Here is a 22,320-nt window from a genome sequence, read left to right on the forward strand (position 1 = left end):
TGCTTTACGGCTCAAATTGCTCTCAAGCAGAGCGGTTCCTCTTAAAACTGTATCAAAATTCCAAAGCTTCTTTTCTCGCCCAAAGTCGTGTTCACCCAAAGTCTTGTTTACAATGCCCCTATTTGGATATGCGAAACGCTGGATCGATAAAATTAAAATATTGAATGCTTTTCAATTTCAATCAAAGCCTATACCCACGGCTGTTTTTGTCAACGTATCGCTTTATCTTATAAGCGCCTTCATGCCATACGGTCAAACAAAATCGCGATGAAGCACGCTTATCGTCCATCAGCCCAACAGCTTCCCGCCCCCACAAAACGCCATCAAAAAAAACCAGCATACGGAGGAAACCTCAAGATAAAAACCAAACCATCTGCCAAAGGCAAATACCACCAACCATTCCCCCACTTGGAATATCTCCAGTAGAAATCCCCTTGGGATATCCACTGGAGATACCATGATTAACCTTTTTATTTCATCAAAGTTTTACGTCTCTTCTATTTTTGAAGCGTGAAAAAATTCATTTTTAATCTGTCGACCAGCCTCACATAACTGTGAGACTTTATTTTATGGAGAAGCAAATGAGAAAAATATCATCAGAAGGGCTTGCACTCATTAAACAATGGGAAGGATTGCGTTTACAAGCCTATAAAGATGCCATAGGAGTTTGGACAATCGGCTATGGTCATACCAGCACGGCTGGCAAACCGTTTGTTTACAAGGGCATGATCATCACAGAAAAACAAGCCGAAGAAGTTCTTTCTCAAGATTTAAGACAATTTGAGAATGCGGTTGAAAAAAATGTGACGGTTTCTTTAACAGATGAACAATTCGCCGCGCTGGTATCGTTTTGCTATAATGTAGGCATAGCGGCTTTTTGCAAGTCAACTCTGCTCAAAAAACTCAATAACAGCGAATATGAAGCCATCCCTTCTGAATTACAAAAGTGGACCAAAGCGAGGGGAAAACGTCTTTACGGTCTTGTCCACCGTCGTGCAGCAGAAGCGGGATTATGGGCAAAAGGGGCTTATGTTTCTCCCAATTATCAAACTGTTGAAACAAAAGCACCGATGGGTTTTCTCAAAGCAGAAGCCCTCACCCCCATTATTGGTTCTTTTTCTGGACTTGGAGGCTTATTGGCCGGCAATGGTCCCATCCAATGGGCTTTGGCAACCATCATGGTTTTAGCCGCCTGTTTTGGTATTTTCTTTGTGGCAAAACGCTCTCGGGAGCAACGTTTATGATAGGGTGGCTGAAAAAAAATTTAATGATAACCGGAGCGGCTATGACCGCTTTTTTTATTGCTTTAACAAAAGCTTTTACGCTTGGAAAGAAGCTTGAACAGCAAAAGCAACTAGAAAAAATACTAAAGTCATCAACAACACGGCTAGAGGTGGAAAATGAAATTAATCAAAAAAGTGATGCCGATGTGCGCGCTGCTCTTGACAACTGGTTGCGTCATAAAAACAATCCATGAGCCTTCATCATGCGTTGGTTGGATGCCCATTTATTTAGAGCAAAACGATCTCAAGAACATCAGCTCAAATCTCGCCAGAGATATTTTAAAGCATAACAAACAAGGGGAAAGCTTGTGTGGGTGGAAACATGGCTAGAAAAAAAACAGAAAAACAAACAGAGCTTACAGAAAAGGAAAAAGAACTTCTCCAAGAAATCATCATAGCTTATAAAAGTCTAAAAGTAATGTCACGCTATACGAAGTGGATTATATTCATTATTTTCTTATTAGTGCTTGATTTTTCACGTCTCATGGATGCATTAGCAAGTATTTTTACTCAAAAATCGAATATTCAGCTCTAAAATAAACCATAAAACATGAGACGTGTTCAATCTTTTAAAAAGATAAAACGCCCTCCGTTATTTTTTGCAAACACGGGAAGGTTTTATTGATGATTTTTCACGTCTCATACGCCTTTACACGGCTTCACAAATGCTATTATGCAAAGAATTTTCAGGCATTATAGCAGCATTAATTCTATCGGCATGAAAAGAAATCTTAAAAAAGCCCATGAGGAAGCAACTTAAGCTGACAAAAACAATCGTGAAAAACAACATGCCAACGTGCACCTTTTAAATAACATATTGATGTACAGAGAATTTTATTTTCATTATCCATACCCTCAAGAATAATTGACAAACATTTTAAAGAGTTTTCTTTATAAATAAACACATCAGTAAGCAACAGAAATCCTATATGCATAAAGGTCGTCCCCTATAAGTCCATTATACTTCACCACTGCCCATACCCACCGTACCACTCAGCAGCTCTATCGCGAAATGAATTTGAAAGCGCGATGTATTTTCTCCTACTGTTTTCTGTAAATTTTTAAAATCGTAAAAATGTGGAACTGTAAAACAAGCTGTAAGAATGTACACTTTGTAAGAAGAATGACAAATGGGACAAGGATAGTCGGGGAAAAGCGCAAATGAAGAAGATGAAATATGGCATGCGGCTCATAAAGCCATCAGAGCCGTGATATAGATATCATATTGGGGACCATAAGGAAGACCATTAAAGATAGGATGTTTTAGAGTCTTCTTTTTCATGTGCCCCGCCTCTCAAGAAGATGAGAAACAAAAAAACGGGCCCCAAAGACCCGTTTCTTTATTCTCTCTAGGGAAAAGAGCTTAGAAATCCATTCCGCCCATTCCGCCCATTCCACCAGCTGGCATTGGAGGCATTGGAGCATCTTTCTTTGGCATTTCAGCAACCATTGCTTCTGTTGTAATAAGAAGGCTGGCAATTGAAGCAGCATTCTGCAGAGCAGAACGGACCACCTTAACAGGATCAACAATTCCCAAAGCAATCAAATCACCAAATTCACCGGTTGCAGTGTTGTAACCAAATGTGTCAGTATTATTTTCTAACACCTTGCCCACAATAATAGCCGCTTCTTCACCAGCATTGGTAGCAATTTGACGCGCTGGAGCTTGAAGAGCACGACGAACGATATTGATACCTGCTTCTTGGTCAGGATTGTTTCCTTTAACGGTCAACGCATTTGCTGCTCTCAACAATGCGGTACCACCACCAGCAACAATACCTTCTTCCACAGCCGCCCGTGTTGCATTCAATGCATCATCCACACGGTCTTTCTTTTCTTTCACTTCAACTTCTGTCGCGCCACCCACACGGATAACAGCCACACCACCAGCGAGTTTAGCAAGTCTTTCTTGCAATTTCTCACGGTCATAATCAGAAGTTGTTTCTTCAATCTGCGCTTTAATCTGATTAACGCGTGCCGTAATTTCAGCCTTCTGTCCAGCACCATCAATAATGGTGGTGTTTTCTTTAGAAATATTCACTTTCTTTGCACGACCCAGCATATCCAAAGTGACATTTTCAAGCTTAATGCCTACATCTTCAGAAACCACCTGTCCAGATGTCAAGATAGCGATATCTTCAAGCATAGCTTTACGACGATCACCAAATCCAGGTGCTTTTACAGCAGCAATTTTCAAACCACCACGCAACTTGTTCACAACAAGCGTTGCCAAAGCCTCACCTTCCACATCTTCAGCAATAATGAGAAGTGGTTTGCCAGACTGGACAACCGCCTCCAAAACTGGAAGCAAGGATTGTAGATTAGACAATTTCTTTTCGTGAATAAGAATGTAAGGATCATCAAGATCTGCAACCATTTTCTCAGCATTTGTGACAAAGTAAGGAGAAAGGTAGCCACGATCAAACTGCATTCCTTCCACCACTTCCAATTCTGTTTCAGCGGTTTTAGCTTCTTCCACGGTAATGACGCCTTCATTACCAACTTTTTCCATGGCATCAGCAATCATTTTACCGATTTCTTCAGCACCATTTGCGGAAATGGTTCCTACTTGTGCAATTTCTGCTGAAGTTTGAATTTTTTTGGCTTTTTTGAAAAGGTTAGCCACCACTTCATCCACAGCAGCATCAATTCCACGCTTCAAATCCATAGGGTTCATGCCCGCAGCAACGGCTTTAACCCCTTCTTGCACGATAGCCTGTCCCAGCACCGTTGCCGTTGTTGTTCCGTCCCCAGCAATATCGTTGGTTTTAGAAGCAACTTCACGCAACATTTGCGCACCCATATTTTCGAACTTATCTTCCAGTTCGATTTCCTTTGCAACGGATACACCATCTTTTGTAATGCGGGGCGCACCAAATGATTTATCAATCACCACATTACGCCCTTTAGGGCCGAGTGTCACCTTAACCGCATTAGCAAGGATGTCGACACCGCGCAACAAACGCTCACGCGCTTCACGACCAAATTTGACTTCTTTAGCAGCCATTTAATTTCTCCTTGGAGTTTTTTTCAAAATAGTACACAATGAAAATTGAGTGCTTTTAATTAGCCCATAATTCCCATAATGTCAGATTCTTTCATGATTAAGAGGTCTTCCCCATTAATCTTGACTTCAGTACCAGACCATTTTCCAAACAAAATACGGTCCCCTGTTTTTACTTCTAAAGGCACGCGCTTTCCGTTATCATCAAGAGCGCCATTGCCAACAGCAATAACCTCACCTTCTTGTGGTTTTTCTTTTGCTGTATCAGGAATGATAATCCCACCAGCGGTTTTATTTTCAGATTCAACCCGACGAACAACGACACGGTCGTGAAGTGGGCGGAATTGTATATTAGCCATGTTTTAAATCCTTAAAACTGAACATAATTGCATTAATCTTAGAAAGTTCTCGCTAGCACTCTGCAAAAGTGAATGCTAACACTATCCAAGATATAAAATCGGCTTTTCTCAATGTCAAGGATAGCCATAAAATAATTTCTCTCTATAATTTCTCTATGAATTGAAACTTCCACGTCTTGCTTCTTCTTGCACTTTCGCGTTATTAAGCTTTTTTAAGAACCCGTGAACAAAAAAGGATCTTATCATGGTTGAAACACGTCAGGAAACGGATAGCTTTGGAACGATTTCGGTACGCCAAGATCGTTATTGGGGTGCACAAACTGAACGTTCTCTGCATAATTTTAATATTGGCATTGAAAAGCAGCCTCTTACTATCATTTACGCCTTAAGCCTTGTGAAAAAAGCAGCCGCTCTTGTCAATATGGATAAAGGCAAACTTTCTCCCAAGATTGGTAAAGCCATTGTCACAGCTGCCGATGAAGTTCTTTCTGGCGCTTTTGATGAGCATTTTCCCCTTTCTGTTTGGCAAACAGGCTCAGGAACACAAAGCAATATGAATGTCAATGAAGTGATTGCCAACCATGCCAGCATGCTTTTAGGGGGCAAATTGGGAAGCAAAAAACCGGTTCACCCCAATGACCATGTCAATATGAGTCAATCCTCCAACGATTCTTTTCCCACGGCGCTTCATATTGCCACCACGCTGCAAACACGCCAACATCTCTTTCCTATTCTTGAAGCACTCATTACCACTTTCAAGAAAAAAGAAGAAGAATTTGCCGACATCATCAAAATTGGACGCACCCATACACAGGATGCCACCCCCTTAACACTTGCCCAAGAATTTTCAGGCTATCGAGTTGCGCTGGAATCCAGTCTTTGTCGTATTGAAACAGCCCTTGCTGATGTTCAAATGCTTGCTCAAGGTGGAACAGCTGTGGGAACAGGTCTCAACGCTCCGAAAGGCTTTGACATTGCCTTTGCAGAAACCATCAGCACCCTCACAGGAATCTCCTTTAAGACGGCACACAATAAATTTGAAGCACTTGCCCATCATGGTGCTCTTGCACATTTCCACGGAAGCTTGAATGCCTTAGCCGCAGATCTGTTTAAAATTGCCAATGACATTCGGTTTTTAGGTTCCGGTCCCCGTTCTGGCTTAGGCGAACTCAACTTACCTGAAAATGAACCTGGATCTTCTATTATGCCCGGCAAGGTCAACCCCACCCAGTGTGAAGCCATGACCATGATTGCCGCCCAAGTTTTTGGCAATCATACGACTGTCACCTTTGCCGCAAGTCAGGGGCATTTTGAGCTCAACGTCTATAAACCTGTTATTGGCTATAACGTTTTACAATCAATCACCCTTCTGGGAGATTGCATGCGTTCTTTTGATATGCATTGCATTCAAGGATTACGAGCCAATCGCATTCATATTCACACGCTCATGGAACGCTCACTTATGTTAGTCACAGCCCTTGCCCCAGAAATTGGCTATGAAAAAGCCGCTGAAATTGCCAAGGCAGCCCATAAAAATGATACAACTTTGCGCACCGAAGCTCTCAAAGCAGGGGTTTCTGGAGAAGATTATGACCGGCTGGTTGATCCCAAAAAGATGATCGCTCCGCAATAAAGAAGCCGATAAAGAAAAAAAGAAGCAAACTTCTTCAACACCTTTATCATCATAAACATTGGGGCCCTCTCACGCACCGATGATGGTTACCAAGACTGTTCATTTCAGGCTCTTATCCACATTTTAGCTTTGATCAACAAGAGAAACGATATTGATTTATTGAGAGCTCCAAATCCTGTAGGATTCTCTCATTTCAAATCTGTTCTATATTGAATCAATCAAAAACACTGGCTTGGCTCTCACAAGCCAGATGAGGGTATGGCATAAAATTGTATAAGATAAAGGACTCAAAATGCCTCCAATGAACGGTCGAGAAGCACCAAAGGTTGATCCACAACATTTTAGAGCAAGCCCAAATGTATAATGAAGTGTGTGATGGTATCAGCTTGCTCTTTTATGGAAGCACAAAGAGCGGAGTGTTCAATGAAAGAACAGCGGCTGGAATAAAACGCAACGCCCCGCACGATTTTAACCTTAAGCTTTCAGCTTTGCTAAAAACAATCTGTGCCCTCACAAGAGGTATCCTTTAAGATAGCACGCAATAAATTTGAGGCGCTTGCCCATCATAGAGCCTTTACCCATTTCCCCCTCCAAAGTCTGTGTTCATGCGCTGCCCTCTTTTAAATTACCCATAACAATCGCCCTTTAGGCTCTCAGCCTCCTTACAGCTGAAACGAACAAGAAGAATGGTTTATCATTTTATATGAATGAGAAACCGCATGAAAGAATGCTCTCTCTCTTCCACCCTTTTTATTCTTCATAGTGCCCCTTGTTATTTTTTCATATTCCATTCAAACGATACGCTTGGCTCATCACAAGTAAGCATGGCATATCGATAAAAAATCATTGAAAAAAGGGCTCTTCTTCTCAAATTCTCAAGGCTATCAGCCATACAAGTTAAATTCCCAAGGTTATCGCCATACAAGAGTCTTCACAATATTAAAAACTGGCCAAGAAAAAGCATCGAAAGGCCCCACCCTGCACTTTTAAAGACAAAGGACATTGCTATTAAGCATATATATTAAGCACAAAAATAATAATTATGATGGATAATGTATTTATCATTAAACAATAAGAAGTATTTTTATCTACAAACTGATCTTTTTAACAAGATAAAAGTTTATTTATTATGCCATAATGTTTTCTAAAACATAAAGAACACTTAAAAGGATACATCCCCAAAAAAATCTTGAAAATCAAGGCTTATAAGAAAAAAAGACAAGATAAACACGTTTAAAAAACACTTAATGATGAAAAATTATAGATTTTTAGAGTATTTTATTTTTCATAATGATAATTAAATATAGATTTTTTTAACCAATTCATGTATAATGCGTTCTGTATTTGAAATAAATTGGGGATGTTTTTATGAATACAAAATGTTTAATTGCACTATCTCTTTTCACTTTTATAACAGCTTCAACAGCGCAAGCAGCCGATACGGTAGTTTTTCAGCCATCAAAACCGAATGTTTCAGCGCCAAGTAGTTTATCGTCACAAATCACACCGGTTAATGTTTCTAAGCCTTTTTCTTGGACTGGTTTTTATTTTGGCGGACAAGTTGGATATATTTCCAATAACAACACTTTAAATTACATGCCAGAAGCAACGAGAGGAAAATGGGCTTGGGTCAACAGAGATTTATCACCAGAACTATCAGGATTTGAAGGCGGTTTTTATGCAGGTGCTAATCTTGATCTAGGAGATGACCTTGTTGTCGGTATTGATACGGATATGGTCTGGTTGGGGAAGGAAAACACCCAAACGGACAATAGAAGGAAAATTCTCGATAAATTAGACTCCATTAACGCTACCTTACAAGCAGCTGGAGTTCCTATTATAGAACCTTCCAATAGCCAGAATGAAATGCTCGCCCACCATAATGATATTGTTGTGACCAGTGTAACATTGAAAGAAAAATGGGCTGGTGCTCTGCGTGCGCGGCTTGGTTTTGCTTCCCATCGTCTTATGCCTTATATTGCAGGGGGCATTACCTACACACAGATGCAATATATCCTGTCACTTTTAGCAAAATCGCAAGAAGATTCGACAGTATTTGCATCTAGCGACGTGTTCGATAAAACAAAAACAATGATTGGTTATACTGCTGGTGCTGGCTTTGATTTCGCTATAACAGAGAGCATGATCATGCGTACAGAATATCGTTATTCAGAGTTTATGAAACAGAAATTTTTAAATGATGAACTTGAAATAAACGCCAAAATGCATGATTTTCGCCTTGGCATCGCTTATAAATTCTAATGTCTTGTAAAAAAAATGAAACATTAAAAAAACCCTGTTAAAAACAGGGTTTTTTTACGCCTCTCCATCCCCTTAATAAAGACGAAGACTCTAACAACCAGCGCTAAACTATCAACAAAGGATTGCAAAACCATCCAGCTTCTACAAGTTCTTATCGCCTCCTCCTTTTATAGGACACATTTGAAAGATAAGGGTCTTACCCTCACGAGCATTAGCGCCATCATAAAATTAAGGGAGAACACTGATATTTCTTTAAAACAAAGACGGGTACTGCGCATCAACAACCGCTGCTGATGATAAAGTGACAACAGTATAAGAGAGAAGAGTGTATGTCTTTATTTTTCATCCTCTTCTTCGCGGCCTCCCAAAGGAATGTTCTTCATCACGGTTTTCTCAGTGTCAATGCACCGTTTAACCTTCTTTTGCCTTAATAAGATTGCTTGATAAGATAAAGAGAATTAACTTTTTCGCCAAATCTGAAAGAACAAAGATTTTAAACCCCATTTTAAAACCTCATGTTTGTTTGTAAAAAACAACAACTCTCGGGGCAAGTTCTTTTTGCAATCCCATTTCATGGGATTCACTTCAACTTAAAAACGCTATGGATAAACCCTCACCTGAATATTCAATACGCATTGCAAAAAATACTGCAACGACTTGCCTTCTATCCCCCCTTCAAATAACATCGTTTTACAGCTATTTTCCTGCCAAAGTAGAGCAGAGATATTACCCCTCTCTGTTTAAGTCATTTTTGAAACAAAAGAGACATCTCATTTAGAGAGAATATAAAGGTGTAAAAACCCAAAAACCGTTTGTGACACTCCGCATCCAGCCTTACCCTCTCCTTTAAACTTCTGCAGCATGTAAAAGCCAAGCCCTTTATTTTAAAACACATGGCCTCACACGTGTTTTCCCCATGTCTTAGCTCACACCCCTCATATCATAGGAGAGCGCCTCAAATCAAACAGACGCCCCCCAATACACGGCCTCGTTCACGCACTTCTTTTCAAGAAAGATTGAACTCTCCAACCCATTTCGCAACAGCGCCTATAAAGAATAAAATCTAAAAATGAAATTGATTTTGCACCCTCTTTACACTTCACCCCCCCCCTCTTTAAACTTCATCAAAGAGCAAGCTAGAACCCCTTTGTCCCCTTTCCAAGGATAACCTATCGCACTGAATAAGATTCATGAAAAGGCTTGCTTTTCTTGTACAATTTTACACCACCACGCGCGCGCATCCAGCTTGTCATGTGCAAAAGACATGATTTCAGTCAATTGACAATAAACAAATTTGAAATAAGAAAACCCTCTAGTATTGGAGATCAATCATTCAACCGGCAAAACAGCAAACACTCTTGATAAACCGCAATGTTTTATAACTCCCAAAGTTTTATAAATTCCAAGCAGCTTTTATAAGGAACAGACCCAATGGCATGTGTTTTGTCTTCCCATTCTCTTTTAAACAAACATCTTCGTCTTGAACCCAGCAGAAAAGAACAAAGTTTATGGGATTTTTTTCTCGCTTTTTGCAGGATTTTATCAATCCATATAATGCCCTATGACAGAATAAAGGAGAGAATTTATAAAGTGGTGCGGGTGGTCGGACTCGAACCGACACTCCTTTCGGAACCAGATTTTGAGTCTGGCGCGTCTACCAGTTCCACCACACCCGCATATTGTTATAAAAGACAAACTTGTCGATTATCTCTTTGCACTATATGAAGAAGGACAGATTCGTCAACAGAAGACTTCTTATTTTTTAAGAATTCCTCTCATTTTCTTCTCTGTTTTATGGAATATTTTTTTCTATTACATTGTATAGCAATTTCATTTGCAAAGTTTTTACCTCTTATAATTTATAAAAAACTCATGATATTAAACAAATTAAAGCTTTGGACGATTTCTTTAGCAAATCGGCATACAGCACCACACTGGCTTGGTTTCATTGCCTTTATTGAAAGTTCTTTTTTTCCAATTCCCGTCGATATTTTATATATCCCGCTGCTTCTTATTCGTCAAAAGCGGGTTTATCGCTATGCTTTAATTGCAACGATCTGTTCTGTTTTAGGAGGTATTGCTGGTTGGTTTATCGGACATTTTGCCTATGAAACCCTTGCCAAACCCATTTTAGAATTTTACGGTAAAGTTGAAAGTTTTGAAGCTCTGAAAAACCATGCAACGCTGCAATTTCTGATTATTTTACTGATAACATCAGGTTTTTTTCATCTTCCCCCCATAAAAATTGTCACAATTTTAGCCGGTGTGATGAGTATCCGTCTTGAACTTTTCATTCTTATTTGTATTTTTTCCAGAGGAGCTCGTTTTTATCTTCTCGCTTGGTTGATTAAACATTTTGGACAAAAAGCCATGAATTTTTTCACACAGCATTTCAAATGGATTGTACTCGTGGTGTGTGTTAATCTTCTTTTGATTTATGGGATTTTCATCGTTTTTTTAAACAAGCAGCTTTTATAAGGAACAGACCCAATGGCATGTGTTTTGTCTTCCCATTCCCTTTTAAACAAGCATCTTCGTCTTGAACCCAGTAGAAAAGAACAAAGTTTATGGGCTTTTTTTCTCGCTTTTTGCTTGTCTGCCACCGTAGGTCTTGCCCTTGGTTTTGAACATATTGGCGGCTATCTTTCTTGTGATTTATGTCTTATCGAGCGTTTTCCCTATTACGGTGCCATACCATTTTTACTCTTAGCAGGTTTTGGGGCATGGTGTTTTCCCATGTCTTCTTGGATACAACTTTTATTTTTATGTGTTTTTGTCTTAATGAGCATCAGCCTTGTTTTAGCCATTTATCATGCTGGTGTTGAATATGGCTTTTGGGAAGCTCCCCTCAGTTGTGGTTTAAGTGCCGAGCGAAAAACCTCAGACATTAACCAACTTCTGAATCAATTAAACAACATTCACCCTCCTTCTTGTTCTGAAGCTCCCGCACGTTTTCTTTTTCTTTCATTTGCCGGTTGGAATGTGGTTGCAAGTTTAATTTTCACCCTTATGAGCCTCTATATTACTTCAAAAGGAATTCTTTCAGGCCACAAGGCATAAACTAATCACCGCCCCCACGTGGAACACATCCTTGCTCTTTAAAACACCGCATCGCGCATGGGGGCTCCCACAGCACAAAAAAGCCCCATCGCAAAGCCCTCAGAGCATCAAAACACCCCTTTTTCGTCCACGCCCCCCTTCTCCTCATCAAGCCTCTCCTTGAACTTTAAAACAGATGCAACAGCCTTTTGTTTGAAAAATATCCTGCTGTTTTCTTTTTCATGCATTCACAGCTTGAATGTTGTTATCAATATCCTCTTCTCCAAAGGAGAGAGAAACAACAAAAACAACGAATATCTGTATTTTATTTTTTTGCTTCTCTGTACTTACTTCTCTGTACTTATAAGATAGAAGCAGGCAGCAGAAAAGCAATCAGAAAATTAAGTGAGGGGACCGATATATATTGAATGGTCAACCATGTCTGAGGATAAAAACACAACGCCTCCCACTACCCCTCCCTCGCTTACTCCTGTAGAGATCTGTCACGTTGAAGCACCACATATTGCGATGGAACATGATCATGCCGCATGGCGAGAACATGAGAAATTGAAATTAGGAGATCTCAATGCGCCTTATACAAAACCCCCTCATATAAAACCGCGGCTCAAATCAGCACCGCGCATTAGACAAGTTTTTTGGTGCGATTTTCCTCATGATTCAATCCTCCCTGAATTTTGGAAAAAACGTCCTGTTTTAGTGCTCTCTAAGAATGCAAAACTCTATGGTAATGTTACAGTTTTACCCTTCTCGACAAAATCGCAACCGAATAATCCTGCGGCTTATCCCTTACAATCTCCGATAGAACATAAAAAAGCATGGATTATCTGCAATTATGTAACAACCGTCTCAGTAAGCCGTCTTAGTTGCTCACATAGTGGCGCCCCAAGGTTGTCGGAGGAAGAGTTTCATAAAGTTGTTGCTCTTATGCTTCAACATTTACCCCGTTTGCACCCTTGACTTTTAAAAAAAACAAGCGTATATAAAAAAGCATATATGGCATCAGTATTGGTGGCCGCTTCCCCGCAAGGGGAGATAGGAACGAAGGAGTGGGAAACCACTCCTTTCGTCATTTAAGCGCTCTTTTTGTTTTAAGCAATCCAACAAAATCATACCCATCATCACACAAAAGCAACAATAACAAACTGAAATAAAGAAGCTTACCCGATAGGCAAGGCTTATAAACCTCCCTCTTCCTTTAGAAAACTGTTTCAGAATAAACAACTCTCAAGCAGCATTCTCCTTACACGGTTGCCTATTTCCTTTAAAAAAGCAATTTTAATGGTCCACTTTATTTCCAAGAAATGCCCCCTATAGCAGAATATATTCTCCTTTGCCCGACCACCTTAAAAGCCCTTGTCATTCTTTAACATTGACCACCATCACCATAGAGCAAGAGCTGTTCATCACGTCTATTGGCAAGCGATAAACTGCAATGTCGATCATCATCTGGACAACAACATATCATTTCAGGGTAACCAAGCCATACAGCCTTTATTCTTTTCCCATTTTCATCATGATAAATCATAAGGTATCCTTTTCGTATTATGCCATAGAGAGGGTTCCGCTATGGCGCCAATTTTTCAAGAGAAATCCTGAACAGCGATAGAGAGCAAGGTTTTTTTAGGGAGAGCGCATAGGACGCCTTGCTTTGACCTTTTCCATCACAATGATAAATTCAAACTTTAACCAAAACGATAATACGCTCCCTCTAAATGATTTGCGCACCACCTCATCCGCCACAGGCTGCTCTAATGTCAGTGCATTTATCGGTGCATTTCCTTGAGAATTTTTTGCGCTTTTGCGCACTGTGAAAAAAGAAAATTTTTTCATATTTTACTCCCTTACATTTTCAATTCCATTACATTTTTAATCAATTTCAACTTCATGGCATTTTCAACTTCATTTCGATTGATTCGAATTGTACAACGCCCCAAAAACCAATAAAAATAGATGGTTATGTTATGAAAACGAGAGAGGAGGTTTCAGTCTTATGTAAGTCTTTTCCAGCCTAACTTATTTTTATAAAAAACGTTTTTTAAAAATATAAAGAATATTTTCTTATGTAAAAACGATCGCTTATAACTTAGGGGAGGATAGCTTAAACCTCCCCCCTAGAAAGGCATTTCTGAATCATAAAGAGTCTAAATCATCAAGAGGAGCAATTATCACTTTATATAATGTCTTTTTTTGGAGGAGCCTCTCCTTCAAGTTCCCAATTAGCAATACCTGAAACCTGCTCAATGAAATCCTTTGTTAATTCACCATTTTTCTTTACATATTTTTCAGCATTCTCTTGCAGCCATTCTACAAGCGTTGCTTTAACACTTGTACTTGGTGCAGCCTCGCTCACGGCTTCCCACGCCGCCACAGCTGCAGCAAGCTTTGTAGCATAGTGTGGATGATTTGGATTTTGAAATGCATATTTCTGATCTTTAATTTCATCAGAATCATTCTTAGGAAAGAAAAATGCAGGGCGATAACCACGTGATAAAAGCCATTCTTTTAAATCTTTAACCTTGACTGTCGTCTTAGATTCATCATAATGATTCTATGAATATATTCTTAAGCTCTCTGAATTTGCTGCCAACAAAATAGAAGAATAGACCGCTCTAAATTTTGCCGATGATAACTTATTATTATTATCATCATCATAGATATCACTCTCCAGTAGACACGAATGATTCTCAAACCTGCACTTTGCAGGGTTTATCCCAGCAATCAACAAAGCGGCATTTACCAACGTAAGGGGATTAGAAAGTCCCTAATAACCCAAATCGTCATCTATTTCCATATATTCCTCTTTTTTCTACAAAATTTAACCATTTTTCTAAACATCAAGAGTACTCTTCCTTTGATGTTTAAAGATTATGCACTTCTCACATTGCAACTCATCCCATGCTTTAAACAAAAACACAGCGCCCCTTCTCGTGATTTACAAGGAAATGGTTTTGATTGCTTCAATATAAGAAGTTTTGAAGTGAGAGAATCCTACTGAATTTGGAGCTTTCATGCAAGATATAAGGTAAGGGACAAGGCGATAAATGCCCCTTCATAAAGCGTAAATTTTCATGCGTGATCAAACAATTTGATATGATAGATCTTGCTCGTTTATACACTCTAACCTTTAAAACCACTCCCAATCACAGCACAAAAGATGATTTGTCACACGCGAACAAATCCACCTTAATGCTAATATCATAAGAGGACCGGCTTACACTTAAAGAAAAATGCGATGCGTAAAACTATACCATAAAAATGCCTATAATGAACCGCGTGAAAGATTGCCGCAACATTGGGAGACTCAAGTGTATGAATGAGTATGATGGTGCCGACATGTTCTTTTATGAAGCGCTAAAGATAAGAAGACTCAATGGCGTTTATATTACTTAACGGAGACTTTACCGCTCTACCCTTCACAAACACACTACAAAAAGGAGCTTGGATCGTTTGTGAGAAGGCCTCTTTTAGGAATCATCTCAAATTCCAAGAGTTGTTCTCGTTTTTTGAATGCATCAAATGAATGATGGTATGGGCTTATTTTTTTCCATACATTCTTGAGCCTAAATCCATTGGCTCTCGTACAAATAATTGGAATCCTCTATTGCAACGCTTCTTTTAGCAAAATAAAGCCTATTTTCTCTCAATTCTTTCACGCGCCCCTCTAAAAAACCTTGATAAATCTCTTTTATTGATTTGCCCGCTTTAGTTTCATGGCTTCCCCACATTCTTTTTTTCTTACTGCAACCTTTTTGCAATTTCTCAGTTTTTAATTTTTAGCTTGACTTCTGGTTTATTTTTCTTATGTTTTAGAATTATTCTAAAGTGCAAAGGAACAGAGAATGTTGAAATCGTTTTTTTCATTTGTACAGCGTAAAACTCTGTTCTTTCGTTCAGCACAAACAATGATGCTTCAAGCGCTTCAGGCCAAAAAGCAACAGGCAGCGCTTTATTTAAAATATGCAAAAGCTCTAGAACCTTATTCTTCTAAGGAAGCTGCAGTTTTTACGGCGATGGGTCTCCAAGAGCTTGAAAATTATAAGCAATTTTTGTGTCTTTCTTGCCATAATCGTGCACACATGGCCAGTGGATTATGTGAGAAAACTTCTTTTATAAAAGACAAGGGTAGACAACCCTCCCCTAAAAAAACCGCAGCAAATCCCCCCATAAAAAAGCCTTCGAAAGCGGAAAAACAAACACTTTTGACATGGATTCAACCAGGTCTTGCAGGGTTAATGGATGGTTCTGTCTCCACCCTTGCCCCCATTTTTGCCGCAGCTTTTGCCACAGGAGAAACGCATCAAACTTTTTTGATCGGGCTCTCAGCTTCAATTGGTGCGGGACTTTCCATGGGTTTTACAGAAGCAGCCCATGATGACGGCAAATTATCAGGGCGTGGTTCGCCCTTGAAAAGAGGTCTTGCCAGCGGCATTATGACCACATTAGGCGGATTAGGGCATACGCTTCCCTATTTGATCAACTCTTTTTACCTCGCAACAGTAATTGCCTTCATCATTGTTTTTTTCGAACTAGGTGCCATCGTTTGGATCCAGAACAAATACATGTCGACCCCTTTTTGGCGCGCCTCTTTACAGGTCATCATTGGAGGGGCTTTGGTTTTTGCCACAGGGATTATTATCGGCAGTGTCTGAAAAATCTCACCGGTAACAAATTATTGAAGTCTCAAATAAACGCATATCTCTTTGTAGGCATCAAATCATCATGGGAAATGCCCTCATTGAAAGGGCCCTTATGGTGCTTTGGCATGCATACTTCAGCGTCTTGTGGATCAACAATAGATAATCACCAAGCTCTGGGGACAACCCGTATCAAAAAACCTTTATCGACTTGTTTTATAGATATCTTTTGTTAAAGTATCATTTTTTTCTAAACCTCATATTTTGGAAATGCCTTGATCATGTCGCACATTGAAACCAACGCACCTCTTAACAACCAAGAAAATTGTGTCTCTTCTCAAGCTTCACCCCCTGTGACTTTATTCGTTCAGCGTCTTGCACACGGACAAGGTTTAGAACTTCCTCACTACGCAACAGCGGGGTCTGCGGGTCTTGATCTACGCGCAGCCATTGGAGAAGAAGAAACCCTCACCCTTGCGCCGGGGCAGCGTGCCCTTATTCCAACCGGTCTTATTTTTCATTTATCACCAGGGTATGAAGCACAAATACGTCCACGTTCTGGTTTAGCTTTAAAGCATGGCATCACATGCCTCAACACCCCTGGAACGATTGATAGTGATTACCGTGGTGAAGTCAAAGTTCTTCTCATCAATTGTGGTCAGGAAGACTTTTCTATTGAACGAGGCATGCGCATTGCCCAAACAATCATCTCTCCCGTCACAAAAGTCAATGTTTGTGCCATTGAACCAGAGCAAAAGGACAACCAAAGCCATGCAGAGAGCCGTGGAACAGGTGGTTTTGGTTCAACAGGCCATACTTAAAAAGCTGTAAAAAATCTTTACCCTTAAGGACCGTGCCCTTATTCTCACAAGTCTTTCATTGATCACTCAAGGCGCGTTTTTGAAGCACGCATCCTTCCACGCGCCTCACTGCCCCCACTCTCCAGATTACCTTAACATATTGAGAATGATTGACAGGCATAATCCAGAAGACACACTTTTTTGATTGGATTAAGATCCAAATGCCATAAGATTTTCTCATTGCCAATCTGTTTTTGCTACCATCATCCCCATGCCTCTTACCCGTTACAAGCGCTGCTGTCCATAGAGATAAAAACTGAAAAAATGCCTATAATAAACAGGTATGCCAAGGGCAGCCGCAACATTGGGAGAGCATAAACGACACTCATGTGCTCATTTATAAGGCATCAAGATGATAGCGCTCAATAGATTTTTTTTATTCTTATTTTATAAGGGCATGACCACTCATTCACGAGCACCGTTGCACAATCTTTAACTGTATTCGGACACAACGAACAATGACCTCTGTTGTTTTATAGCACACCTCTGGCAGCAATATTGAGAGAGTTTTGCTCCCCCTATAAGATAAATTTTAGGCTCTCCCGCTCATGGGTCTTTGGTTTAATAAATCAATAACAGTTCCCTCATCAATAGCACTTTACGACTTTAATGAGAGGACTTTTCTTCCTTTTAAAAAAGTTATTTTTTTATCATGGGGCAGAAACTGTTTCAGAAACATGAGTATTTACGGCATCACTTATGAGTTACCGCTTTCACCTGCTCCACTCCGTTAGCGCCCACTCCCTCGATAGCACTGTCTGTCACAACAGGTCCACCTGTCGCATCGGCTATTTTATGATTGCCCCCACCTCTTGCGGCAAGATTGGAAGAATTTTGCAATCCGACAAGACCAATTTTACCATATCCAGCCATGCGTATTTGATTTAATAAATCGATGACAATGCCATAATCAATTTCACTATCAGCTTTGATTAAAATTTTTGTCTCTAAATTTTGCTTGGTTGCCCTTAACAAAGTTTCTCTTAAGACTGCTTGTTCTATAAGATGATCGCCAATATAAAGAGAATGATCCTTTTGCAAAGTAACATACAAGGGTTCGTCAGGTTGAACAACTGAAGGCGCTTGAGTGAGGGAAGGAAGCTGAACAGGAATAACAGATGTTGCCAACGGTGCAGCAACCATAAAAACAATCAACAACACCAACACAACATCAATAAAGGGGGTCACATTGATTTCGCTGTGCAACCCACTCTCATCTATCTCGCAATCATCATTAAAGCTTGCTTTCATTTTTTATGACTTTTCTGTTGTTTTTGTCGATCCAGTTCACGGCTCAAGAGCCTTTCAAGAGCCGCAGCGATATCACCTAAATCACTGCGATAACCATTCAAAGCGCGCATAAGGCTATTATACATAACAACGGCAGGAATCGCCACAAAAAGCCCCATCGCCGTTGCAAATAAGGCTTCGGCAATTCCAGGAGCAACCACATCAAGGCGCGTTGTTTGCGATTGAGCAATCCCAATAAAAGAATTCATAATTCCCCAAACCGTTGCAAAAAGCCCCACAAAGGGCGCAATAGCGCCAATGGTTGCAAGAACAGCGCTCCCACATGCAACACGGCGTGTTGCAGCCAGCAAGCAGCGCGATAAAAGCGAGTGAACCCTTTCTTTTAAACCTTCATGAACATCGCGGACATAAATATCGCGAGAAACATCTCCATATTGGTCGTTTTCCTCATAAAAGAGAATATCTTCAAGCGTTTGTGCACTTTTCTTTGGATTGGCTCTCTCAACAGAGCTTTCGCTTGTCCCTTCAGACGCAACAAAATGAACCTGTTGTGTCGAAAGATAGACCTCTTTAAGGACTTCTTTAAAAAAAAACACCCCAGCCCCTTTGCTTTCTTTCAAGCTAGCAGCCAAACGGGTAAGAGTCTGCGCATTAAGAACCAATCGGAGTTCATGACGCACGCGCCGTTTTGCCAAAGTGATCTCAATAATTTTCACAAAAGCAATTGTCCAAGACACCAAAGAAGCAAGCAACAAAAGAACGATAACAGCTTTCACCACCCAATCAGCAGCCATAAACATAGAAAAAGGGGAAAAATCATGCCCTGCCAATACAGCAGAAGGGCTCTCTAAAGGGACTGTTTCAGATTCCATTTTTGTCTCACACTCTTATGGTCTTACATTGTTTATACGCTCAATCACCACCCCGCAGAGCATCACTGTTCCACAATACCACTTCCCTTCAACATCACTTTTGCATTCCTCTTAAGAAAGAAAACTTGATAAATCAAGTATAGTTTTATTCCCTAAATTGTCTCTTATTCTAAAGAAATCATTCAAGAAATTCTTTTATAACCTTTCACAAATTTATCTTACTTAAATCAATTTACTCTGTAAATTTGGCAAAATGATAAACTTGTAAGAAATATCCCGTACAATATTTCCCCGTACAGTATTTCAATATGTAAAAATAATGCATCATCGTTCTACTGATAAAATATTGACTTATAAATAATTTATCATCATTTCTGTTGAATGAGCCGCTCATATCGCAAGCTTTCCTCATTGTAACGGCTCTTTATAAATCCCACAAAAAATTTGCCACCATGGGATAATTTGTAAAAGACAATCGCCTTCTTTTAAACAAGCAAAAAGCATAACAAAAATGGCATAACTTCTCCTGCAAAATTGCCACAACTATATTTTTACCTGCACCAATCCTTAAAAAAACCAGTCTCAACAAGACCTCTTTATAAAAAAACTTATACCACAAGAAGCTGAAAAATACTGCTGAATGCCTTGAAATACATAAGACAACTTCCACAGATGAGAGTTATTTTATCACAAACAATTTTAAATTGCACAAAACGAAGGGAACCAAAAAAACACTTTTGGCGTTACCTAAACAGTAAAAATTTTCACTCCAATGCAAATGATTACGATGAACACACCAACACAACGATACAAGAGAGGGATAGAACATCATGGCCAATCATAAAACAACACAAAACAATAAAAAATCCGCAGACAAAGACCTACAAAACGAGCTCCAGGGACAGTTAGAAACGTTACGCCATGAAATTTCAGGGATGACCTCAACACTGACAGATCTTGGTGCAAAAAAATTCAATGCCGCCAAAGACAAAGCAGAAAAACTGTATCACTCAGCGAAAGAAAGTAGCGAAGATATCATGGCTCAGGCAAAAGACAAAATCAGTGATCTTGAACAAACCATGAATGAATGCGTTCGCAAAAATCCAGGCAAAAGCGTTTTGTTTGCCGCAGGCGTTGGTTTTATTCTTTCTCAGTTACTGCGTCGTTAAGCAATGCATAAGTTTATCGCGCCTCTTTTAAACCATCTTGTCGGTGGAGGGCTAAAAAGCACTGTCAAGCAAGTGCGCCTTCAAGCAATTTGCTGTGGGTTTATTGGCATTTCATTTTTCATGGCTTTGCTTTTTTTATGTCTCATTGGTTTTCTGGCGTTATGTAGTGTTATGAAGCCTCTTTTTGCCGCCAGCATCATGTTTTTCATTTGGCTTTTTCTTGCAGGATTAGCGCTTATGATCAATCGAGTTCTCAAGGCTTATCAACGCTATAACCAACAAAAAAAGACCGAAGAACAACGCCATAAACTGATGACAGATGCAACAGTTTCCAGTCTTGCTGCTCTCAGTCAACATCTCCCTTTTGCCAAATTGGGTGTGCCCATTCTGGGACTAGCAACATATTTCCTGTGGAGAAAAGATAAAAAAGACCGTCTTTCTGATGAAAATATGTAAGACTGTCATCTTAATCCCCCGAAGTGCTTTCTTTATACAATATAAAGAAAGCACTTTTTTATTGTTTTTTAGCTTCTAAGCGTCTGAGAAGAAATCTCCTTCATTTTTGCTCAAAATTCCATAGCACCGCTAAAATCTCTTTAAACACGACACCCTCTTTTTCACGAACATAGCAACATCAGGCAAAGCTTCAGTTAAAAAATCTGGTTTAATTTGCCATTTTTTGTTTTTAGAAAAAAGTCATTTTAGCCTTCTCTAGACTTATCCCTTTTACCACGACAGAAGATCACGTGAGTGACTTGAGTGTGTGCAGAGTAAGCTGAACACTCATTTTTGTTACCATTACAATTCTGTTTAAGGGTTGTATGTTCTACGTGTATTTTGTCAGCAAAATGCCTATATTTTGTTTTTGATGTTTTTTGCTTAAAACATCTCTCTAAAATCCATTCCAAAAGACGAATTGCTTTGTGCAATTTTTCCACTGAAACTTTAGCCGACCGCCCAATAATATGAATGATTTTTTGTATTCTAGAAAAAATCCATGATGTAAATGGGGTAGCTTCAATTACTGCGTAAGAGGCTTTAATTTGTCACCCCCCCTTAAAAACAATTTTCCATGACAAGCGTTGTCCATCATGACACGAAGTGGATTGTGGTCAACGTTTACCTGATAAGGCTCGTTGTAGAATATTGTCTTCATTTTTAAACAGCCCTAAAAAGGAGGCGTTCATTAATCATGATCAATCGGATTATAGCTCCCGTTATCTCTTCGCCAATCCTCTAGTTGTTGAAGTTGGCTCGACCACAAGCCAACTTGTGCTTTTTGAGCCGTCAATTGTAAATTTTTATAATCTGCGGGGGAAGGAAAATTATGCTGATCTTTGGTTAAAACCATCAATCCTTCTGAAAGCCCTAAGCGCGCCAGATCAACCCCATCCACAAAACACTGTGCATAATGAACTTGTTTAATGACACGGGCTTGCCGACACGTAACATTTTGATCAATTGTTTTTGTAACAAGCCACGCTGTGACAAAAGCTCCACAGGGCCACTTAACACCATTGCGTGCGGCAAATTGCCGAATTTCACAAGTTTCCACACCATATAAGCAGATATTGCGCATGATTCTTTTTCTCCAGCCCTCATCCACGGGTGTGATCATTTTAAAAGTAACACCACTTGTCACCTCTATAGCACCGGAATAGACGGGGACATTTTCTTCATAAAATTGTCTTGATAACGATTCTAACAGTGCAGACACATCTTGTCTTTGCGCATGATCATCCATTTTACATCTGGTTCTTGAAACCGTTTTTCCACTGTCTTCTGTATCTTTTGTACAACAGGGTTTTGCATAAAATCTTCAGAGTTTTGACTAAAATAAAAAACAACTGAAAGAATAAAACAAATAAAAAACAGATATTTAAATGCTGATCGAAAAGGTTTTTAAAAAGTCTCATTTTGTATATTATAAAGA

General features: G+C 39.6%; 20 protein-coding genes, 1 tRNA gene and 2 pseudogenes. 13 read left to right on the forward strand and 10 right to left on the reverse strand.

Translation table 11 applies throughout. The features are described 5' to 3' along the window. Nucleotides 1-181: 181 nt before the first annotated feature. On the reverse strand, nucleotides 182-340 hold the full coding sequence (locus tag HWX04_RS04660; protein WP_175869035.1) for a hypothetical protein: 159 nt from the start codon (nucleotides 338-340) through the stop codon (nucleotides 182-184). A 241-nt stretch (nucleotides 341-581) separates the two neighbouring features. On the opposite strand from HWX04_RS04660, the gene bgtA reads away from it, so the two are divergent. From bgtA to HWX04_RS04675, 3 genes are all read left to right on the forward strand, one after another. Next, the gene (bgtA, locus tag HWX04_RS04665) at nucleotides 582-1,244 is read left to right on the forward strand and encodes a gene transfer agent endolysin BgtA (protein ID WP_175869036.1); all 663 of its coding nucleotides are present in this window, start codon (nucleotides 582-584) and stop codon (nucleotides 1,242-1,244) included. After that, a complete protein-coding gene (locus tag HWX04_RS04670; RefSeq protein ID WP_175869037.1) occupies nucleotides 1,241-1,477 on the forward strand; it encodes a hypothetical protein in 237 nt (78 codons plus the stop codon). Before bgtA ends, HWX04_RS04670 begins: the two co-directional genes overlap by 4 nt. A gap of 128 nt (nucleotides 1,478-1,605) precedes the next feature. Next, nucleotides 1,606-1,818, forward strand: coding sequence for a hypothetical protein (locus tag HWX04_RS04675; protein WP_175869038.1), 213 nt, complete (start codon nucleotides 1,606-1,608; stop codon nucleotides 1,816-1,818). An 828-nt stretch (nucleotides 1,819-2,646) separates the two neighbouring features. Here the strand turns inward: HWX04_RS04675 and groL are convergent. Together groL and groES are read right to left on the reverse strand one after the other, a co-directional pair. Further along, entirely contained in the window at nucleotides 2,647-4,290 is a 1,644-nt protein-coding gene (groL, locus tag HWX04_RS04680; protein WP_175869039.1) for a chaperonin GroEL, read from the reverse strand. 59 nt (nucleotides 4,291-4,349) lie between these two features. Further along, a complete protein-coding gene (gene groES, locus HWX04_RS04685; RefSeq protein ID WP_005774667.1) occupies nucleotides 4,350-4,646 on the reverse strand; it encodes a co-chaperone GroES in 297 nt (98 codons plus the stop codon). Nucleotides 4,647-4,890: 244 nt separating this feature from the next. On the opposite strand from groES, the gene fumC reads away from it, so the two are divergent. From fumC to HWX04_RS08600, 3 genes and pseudogenes are all read left to right on the forward strand, one after another. Beyond that, nucleotides 4,891-6,279: a class II fumarate hydratase gene (fumC, locus tag HWX04_RS04690; RefSeq protein WP_175869040.1), complete on the forward strand. Its 1,389-nt coding sequence runs from the start codon at nucleotides 4,891-4,893 to the stop codon at nucleotides 6,277-6,279. Nucleotides 6,280-7,647: 1,368 nt separating this feature from the next. Next, entirely contained in the window at nucleotides 7,648-8,541 is an 894-nt protein-coding gene (locus HWX04_RS04695) for an outer membrane protein (protein WP_175869041.1), read from the forward strand. 1,431 nt (nucleotides 8,542-9,972) lie between these two features. Beyond that, nucleotides 9,973-10,074, forward strand: a pseudogene (locus tag HWX04_RS08600) (disulfide bond formation protein B); the annotation flags it as partial. 58 nt (nucleotides 10,075-10,132) lie between these two features. Here the strand turns inward: HWX04_RS08600 and HWX04_RS04700 are convergent. Beyond that, nucleotides 10,133-10,217: transfer RNA gene (locus HWX04_RS04700), tRNA-Leu, on the reverse strand. Nucleotides 10,218-10,413: 196 nt separating this feature from the next. On the opposite strand from HWX04_RS04700, the gene HWX04_RS04705 reads away from it, so the two are divergent. From HWX04_RS04705 to HWX04_RS04715, 3 genes are all read left to right on the forward strand, one after another. Further along, entirely contained in the window at nucleotides 10,414-11,019 is a 606-nt protein-coding gene (locus HWX04_RS04705; protein WP_175869042.1) for a YqaA family protein, read from the forward strand. Nucleotides 11,020-11,031: 12 nt separating this feature from the next. Then, on the forward strand, nucleotides 11,032-11,601 hold the full coding sequence (locus HWX04_RS04710) for a disulfide bond formation protein B (RefSeq protein ID WP_175869043.1): 570 nt from the start codon (nucleotides 11,032-11,034) through the stop codon (nucleotides 11,599-11,601). Between the two features lie 417 nt (nucleotides 11,602-12,018). Then, the gene (locus HWX04_RS04715; RefSeq protein ID WP_175869044.1) at nucleotides 12,019-12,558 is read left to right on the forward strand and encodes a type II toxin-antitoxin system PemK/MazF family toxin; all 540 of its coding nucleotides are present in this window, start codon (nucleotides 12,019-12,021) and stop codon (nucleotides 12,556-12,558) included. A 406-nt stretch (nucleotides 12,559-12,964) separates the two neighbouring features. On the opposite strand, the gene HWX04_RS04720 is transcribed toward HWX04_RS04715, so the two are convergent. The 3 genes from HWX04_RS04720 to HWX04_RS08605 all read right to left on the reverse strand — a co-directional run bounded on the left by HWX04_RS04720 (nucleotide 12,965) and on the right by HWX04_RS08605 (nucleotide 13,969). Beyond that, nucleotides 12,965-13,126, reverse strand: a complete 162-nt coding sequence (locus HWX04_RS04720; RefSeq protein ID WP_175869045.1) for a hypothetical protein — start codon at nucleotides 13,124-13,126, stop codon at nucleotides 12,965-12,967. Between the two features lie 95 nt (nucleotides 13,127-13,221). Further along, nucleotides 13,222-13,431, reverse strand: coding sequence for a hypothetical protein (locus HWX04_RS04725; RefSeq protein WP_175869046.1), 210 nt, complete (start codon nucleotides 13,429-13,431; stop codon nucleotides 13,222-13,224). Between the two features lie 340 nt (nucleotides 13,432-13,771). Beyond that, nucleotides 13,772-13,969: a hypothetical protein gene (locus tag HWX04_RS08605; RefSeq protein ID WP_246257455.1), complete on the reverse strand. Its 198-nt coding sequence runs from the start codon at nucleotides 13,967-13,969 to the stop codon at nucleotides 13,772-13,774. Nucleotides 13,970-15,440: 1,471 nt separating this feature from the next. Here HWX04_RS08605 and HWX04_RS04735 point away from each other — a divergent pair. Both HWX04_RS04735 and dut read left to right on the forward strand, forming a co-directional pair. Continuing rightward, nucleotides 15,441-16,250, forward strand: coding sequence for a VIT1/CCC1 transporter family protein (locus HWX04_RS04735; protein WP_175869047.1), 810 nt, complete (start codon nucleotides 15,441-15,443; stop codon nucleotides 16,248-16,250). A gap of 266 nt (nucleotides 16,251-16,516) precedes the next feature. After that, entirely contained in the window at nucleotides 16,517-17,056 is a 540-nt protein-coding gene (gene dut / locus HWX04_RS04740) for a dUTP diphosphatase (protein ID WP_175869048.1), read from the forward strand. Nucleotides 17,057-17,788: 732 nt separating this feature from the next. On the opposite strand, the gene HWX04_RS04745 is transcribed toward dut, so the two are convergent. Beyond that, on the reverse strand, nucleotides 17,789-18,346 hold the full coding sequence (locus HWX04_RS04745) for a biopolymer transporter ExbD (RefSeq protein ID WP_175869049.1): 558 nt from the start codon (nucleotides 18,344-18,346) through the stop codon (nucleotides 17,789-17,791). Further along, nucleotides 18,343-19,218: a MotA/TolQ/ExbB proton channel family protein gene (locus HWX04_RS04750; protein ID WP_175869050.1), complete on the reverse strand. Its 876-nt coding sequence runs from the start codon at nucleotides 19,216-19,218 to the stop codon at nucleotides 18,343-18,345. The genes HWX04_RS04745 and HWX04_RS04750 overlap by 4 nt, the downstream gene beginning before the upstream one ends. A gap of 830 nt (nucleotides 19,219-20,048) precedes the next feature. Here HWX04_RS04750 and HWX04_RS04755 point away from each other — a divergent pair. Beyond that, nucleotides 20,049-20,387 carry an ElaB/YgaM/YqjD family protein gene (locus tag HWX04_RS04755; protein ID WP_175869051.1) on the forward strand — a complete coding sequence of 113 codons (339 nt, stop codon included), beginning with the start codon at nucleotides 20,049-20,051 and terminating at the stop codon, nucleotides 20,385-20,387. A gap of 3 nt (nucleotides 20,388-20,390) precedes the next feature. After that, on the forward strand, nucleotides 20,391-20,843 hold the full coding sequence (locus tag HWX04_RS04760) for a hypothetical protein (RefSeq protein WP_175869052.1): 453 nt from the start codon (nucleotides 20,391-20,393) through the stop codon (nucleotides 20,841-20,843). 730 nt (nucleotides 20,844-21,573) lie between these two features. Here HWX04_RS04760 and HWX04_RS04765 read toward each other — a convergent pair. Further along, nucleotides 21,574-22,262 (reverse strand): annotated as a pseudogene (locus HWX04_RS04765) (nuclease). Nucleotides 22,263-22,320 lie beyond the last annotated feature (58 nt).

Source organism: Bartonella gabonensis, assembly GCF_903679515.1.
Lineage (GTDB): Bacteria > Pseudomonadota > Alphaproteobacteria > Rhizobiales > Rhizobiaceae > Bartonella > Bartonella gabonensis.

Excerpts from the sequence above, each read along its gene's own strand:
- HWX04_RS04660 (WP_175869035.1), bottom strand. The coding sequence starts at position 340 with ATGCTGGTTTTTTTTGATGGCGTTTTGTGGGGGCGGGAAGCTGTTGGG.
- bgtA (WP_175869036.1), top strand. The coding sequence starts at position 582 with ATGAGAAAAATATCATCAGAAGGGCTTGCACTCATTAAACAATGGGAA.
- HWX04_RS04670 (WP_175869037.1), top strand. The coding sequence starts at position 1,241 with ATGATAGGGTGGCTGAAAAAAAATTTAATGATAACCGGAGCGGCTATG.
- HWX04_RS04675 (WP_175869038.1), top strand. The coding sequence starts at position 1,606 with ATGGCTAGAAAAAAAACAGAAAAACAAACAGAGCTTACAGAAAAGGAA.
- groL (WP_175869039.1), bottom strand. The coding sequence starts at position 4,290 with ATGGCTGCTAAAGAAGTCAAATTTGGTCGTGAAGCGCGTGAGCGTTTG.
- groES (WP_005774667.1), bottom strand. The coding sequence starts at position 4,646 with ATGGCTAATATACAATTCCGCCCACTTCACGACCGTGTCGTTGTTCGT.
- fumC (WP_175869040.1), top strand. The coding sequence starts at position 4,891 with ATGGTTGAAACACGTCAGGAAACGGATAGCTTTGGAACGATTTCGGTA.
- HWX04_RS04695 (WP_175869041.1), top strand. The coding sequence starts at position 7,648 with ATGAATACAAAATGTTTAATTGCACTATCTCTTTTCACTTTTATAACA.
- HWX04_RS04705 (WP_175869042.1), top strand. The coding sequence starts at position 10,414 with ATGATATTAAACAAATTAAAGCTTTGGACGATTTCTTTAGCAAATCGG.
- HWX04_RS04710 (WP_175869043.1), top strand. The coding sequence starts at position 11,032 with ATGGCATGTGTTTTGTCTTCCCATTCCCTTTTAAACAAGCATCTTCGT.
- HWX04_RS04715 (WP_175869044.1), top strand. The coding sequence starts at position 12,019 with ATGTCTGAGGATAAAAACACAACGCCTCCCACTACCCCTCCCTCGCTT.
- HWX04_RS04720 (WP_175869045.1), bottom strand. The coding sequence starts at position 13,126 with ATGATTTATCATGATGAAAATGGGAAAAGAATAAAGGCTGTATGGCTT.
- HWX04_RS04725 (WP_175869046.1), bottom strand. The coding sequence starts at position 13,431 with ATGAAAAAATTTTCTTTTTTCACAGTGCGCAAAAGCGCAAAAAATTCT.
- HWX04_RS04735 (WP_175869047.1), top strand. The coding sequence starts at position 15,441 with ATGTTGAAATCGTTTTTTTCATTTGTACAGCGTAAAACTCTGTTCTTT.
- dut (WP_175869048.1), top strand. The coding sequence starts at position 16,517 with ATGTCGCACATTGAAACCAACGCACCTCTTAACAACCAAGAAAATTGT.
- HWX04_RS04745 (WP_175869049.1), bottom strand. The coding sequence starts at position 18,346 with ATGAAAGCAAGCTTTAATGATGATTGCGAGATAGATGAGAGTGGGTTG.
- HWX04_RS04750 (WP_175869050.1), bottom strand. The coding sequence starts at position 19,218 with ATGGAATCTGAAACAGTCCCTTTAGAGAGCCCTTCTGCTGTATTGGCA.
- HWX04_RS04755 (WP_175869051.1), top strand. The coding sequence starts at position 20,049 with ATGGCCAATCATAAAACAACACAAAACAATAAAAAATCCGCAGACAAA.
- HWX04_RS04760 (WP_175869052.1), top strand. The coding sequence starts at position 20,391 with ATGCATAAGTTTATCGCGCCTCTTTTAAACCATCTTGTCGGTGGAGGG.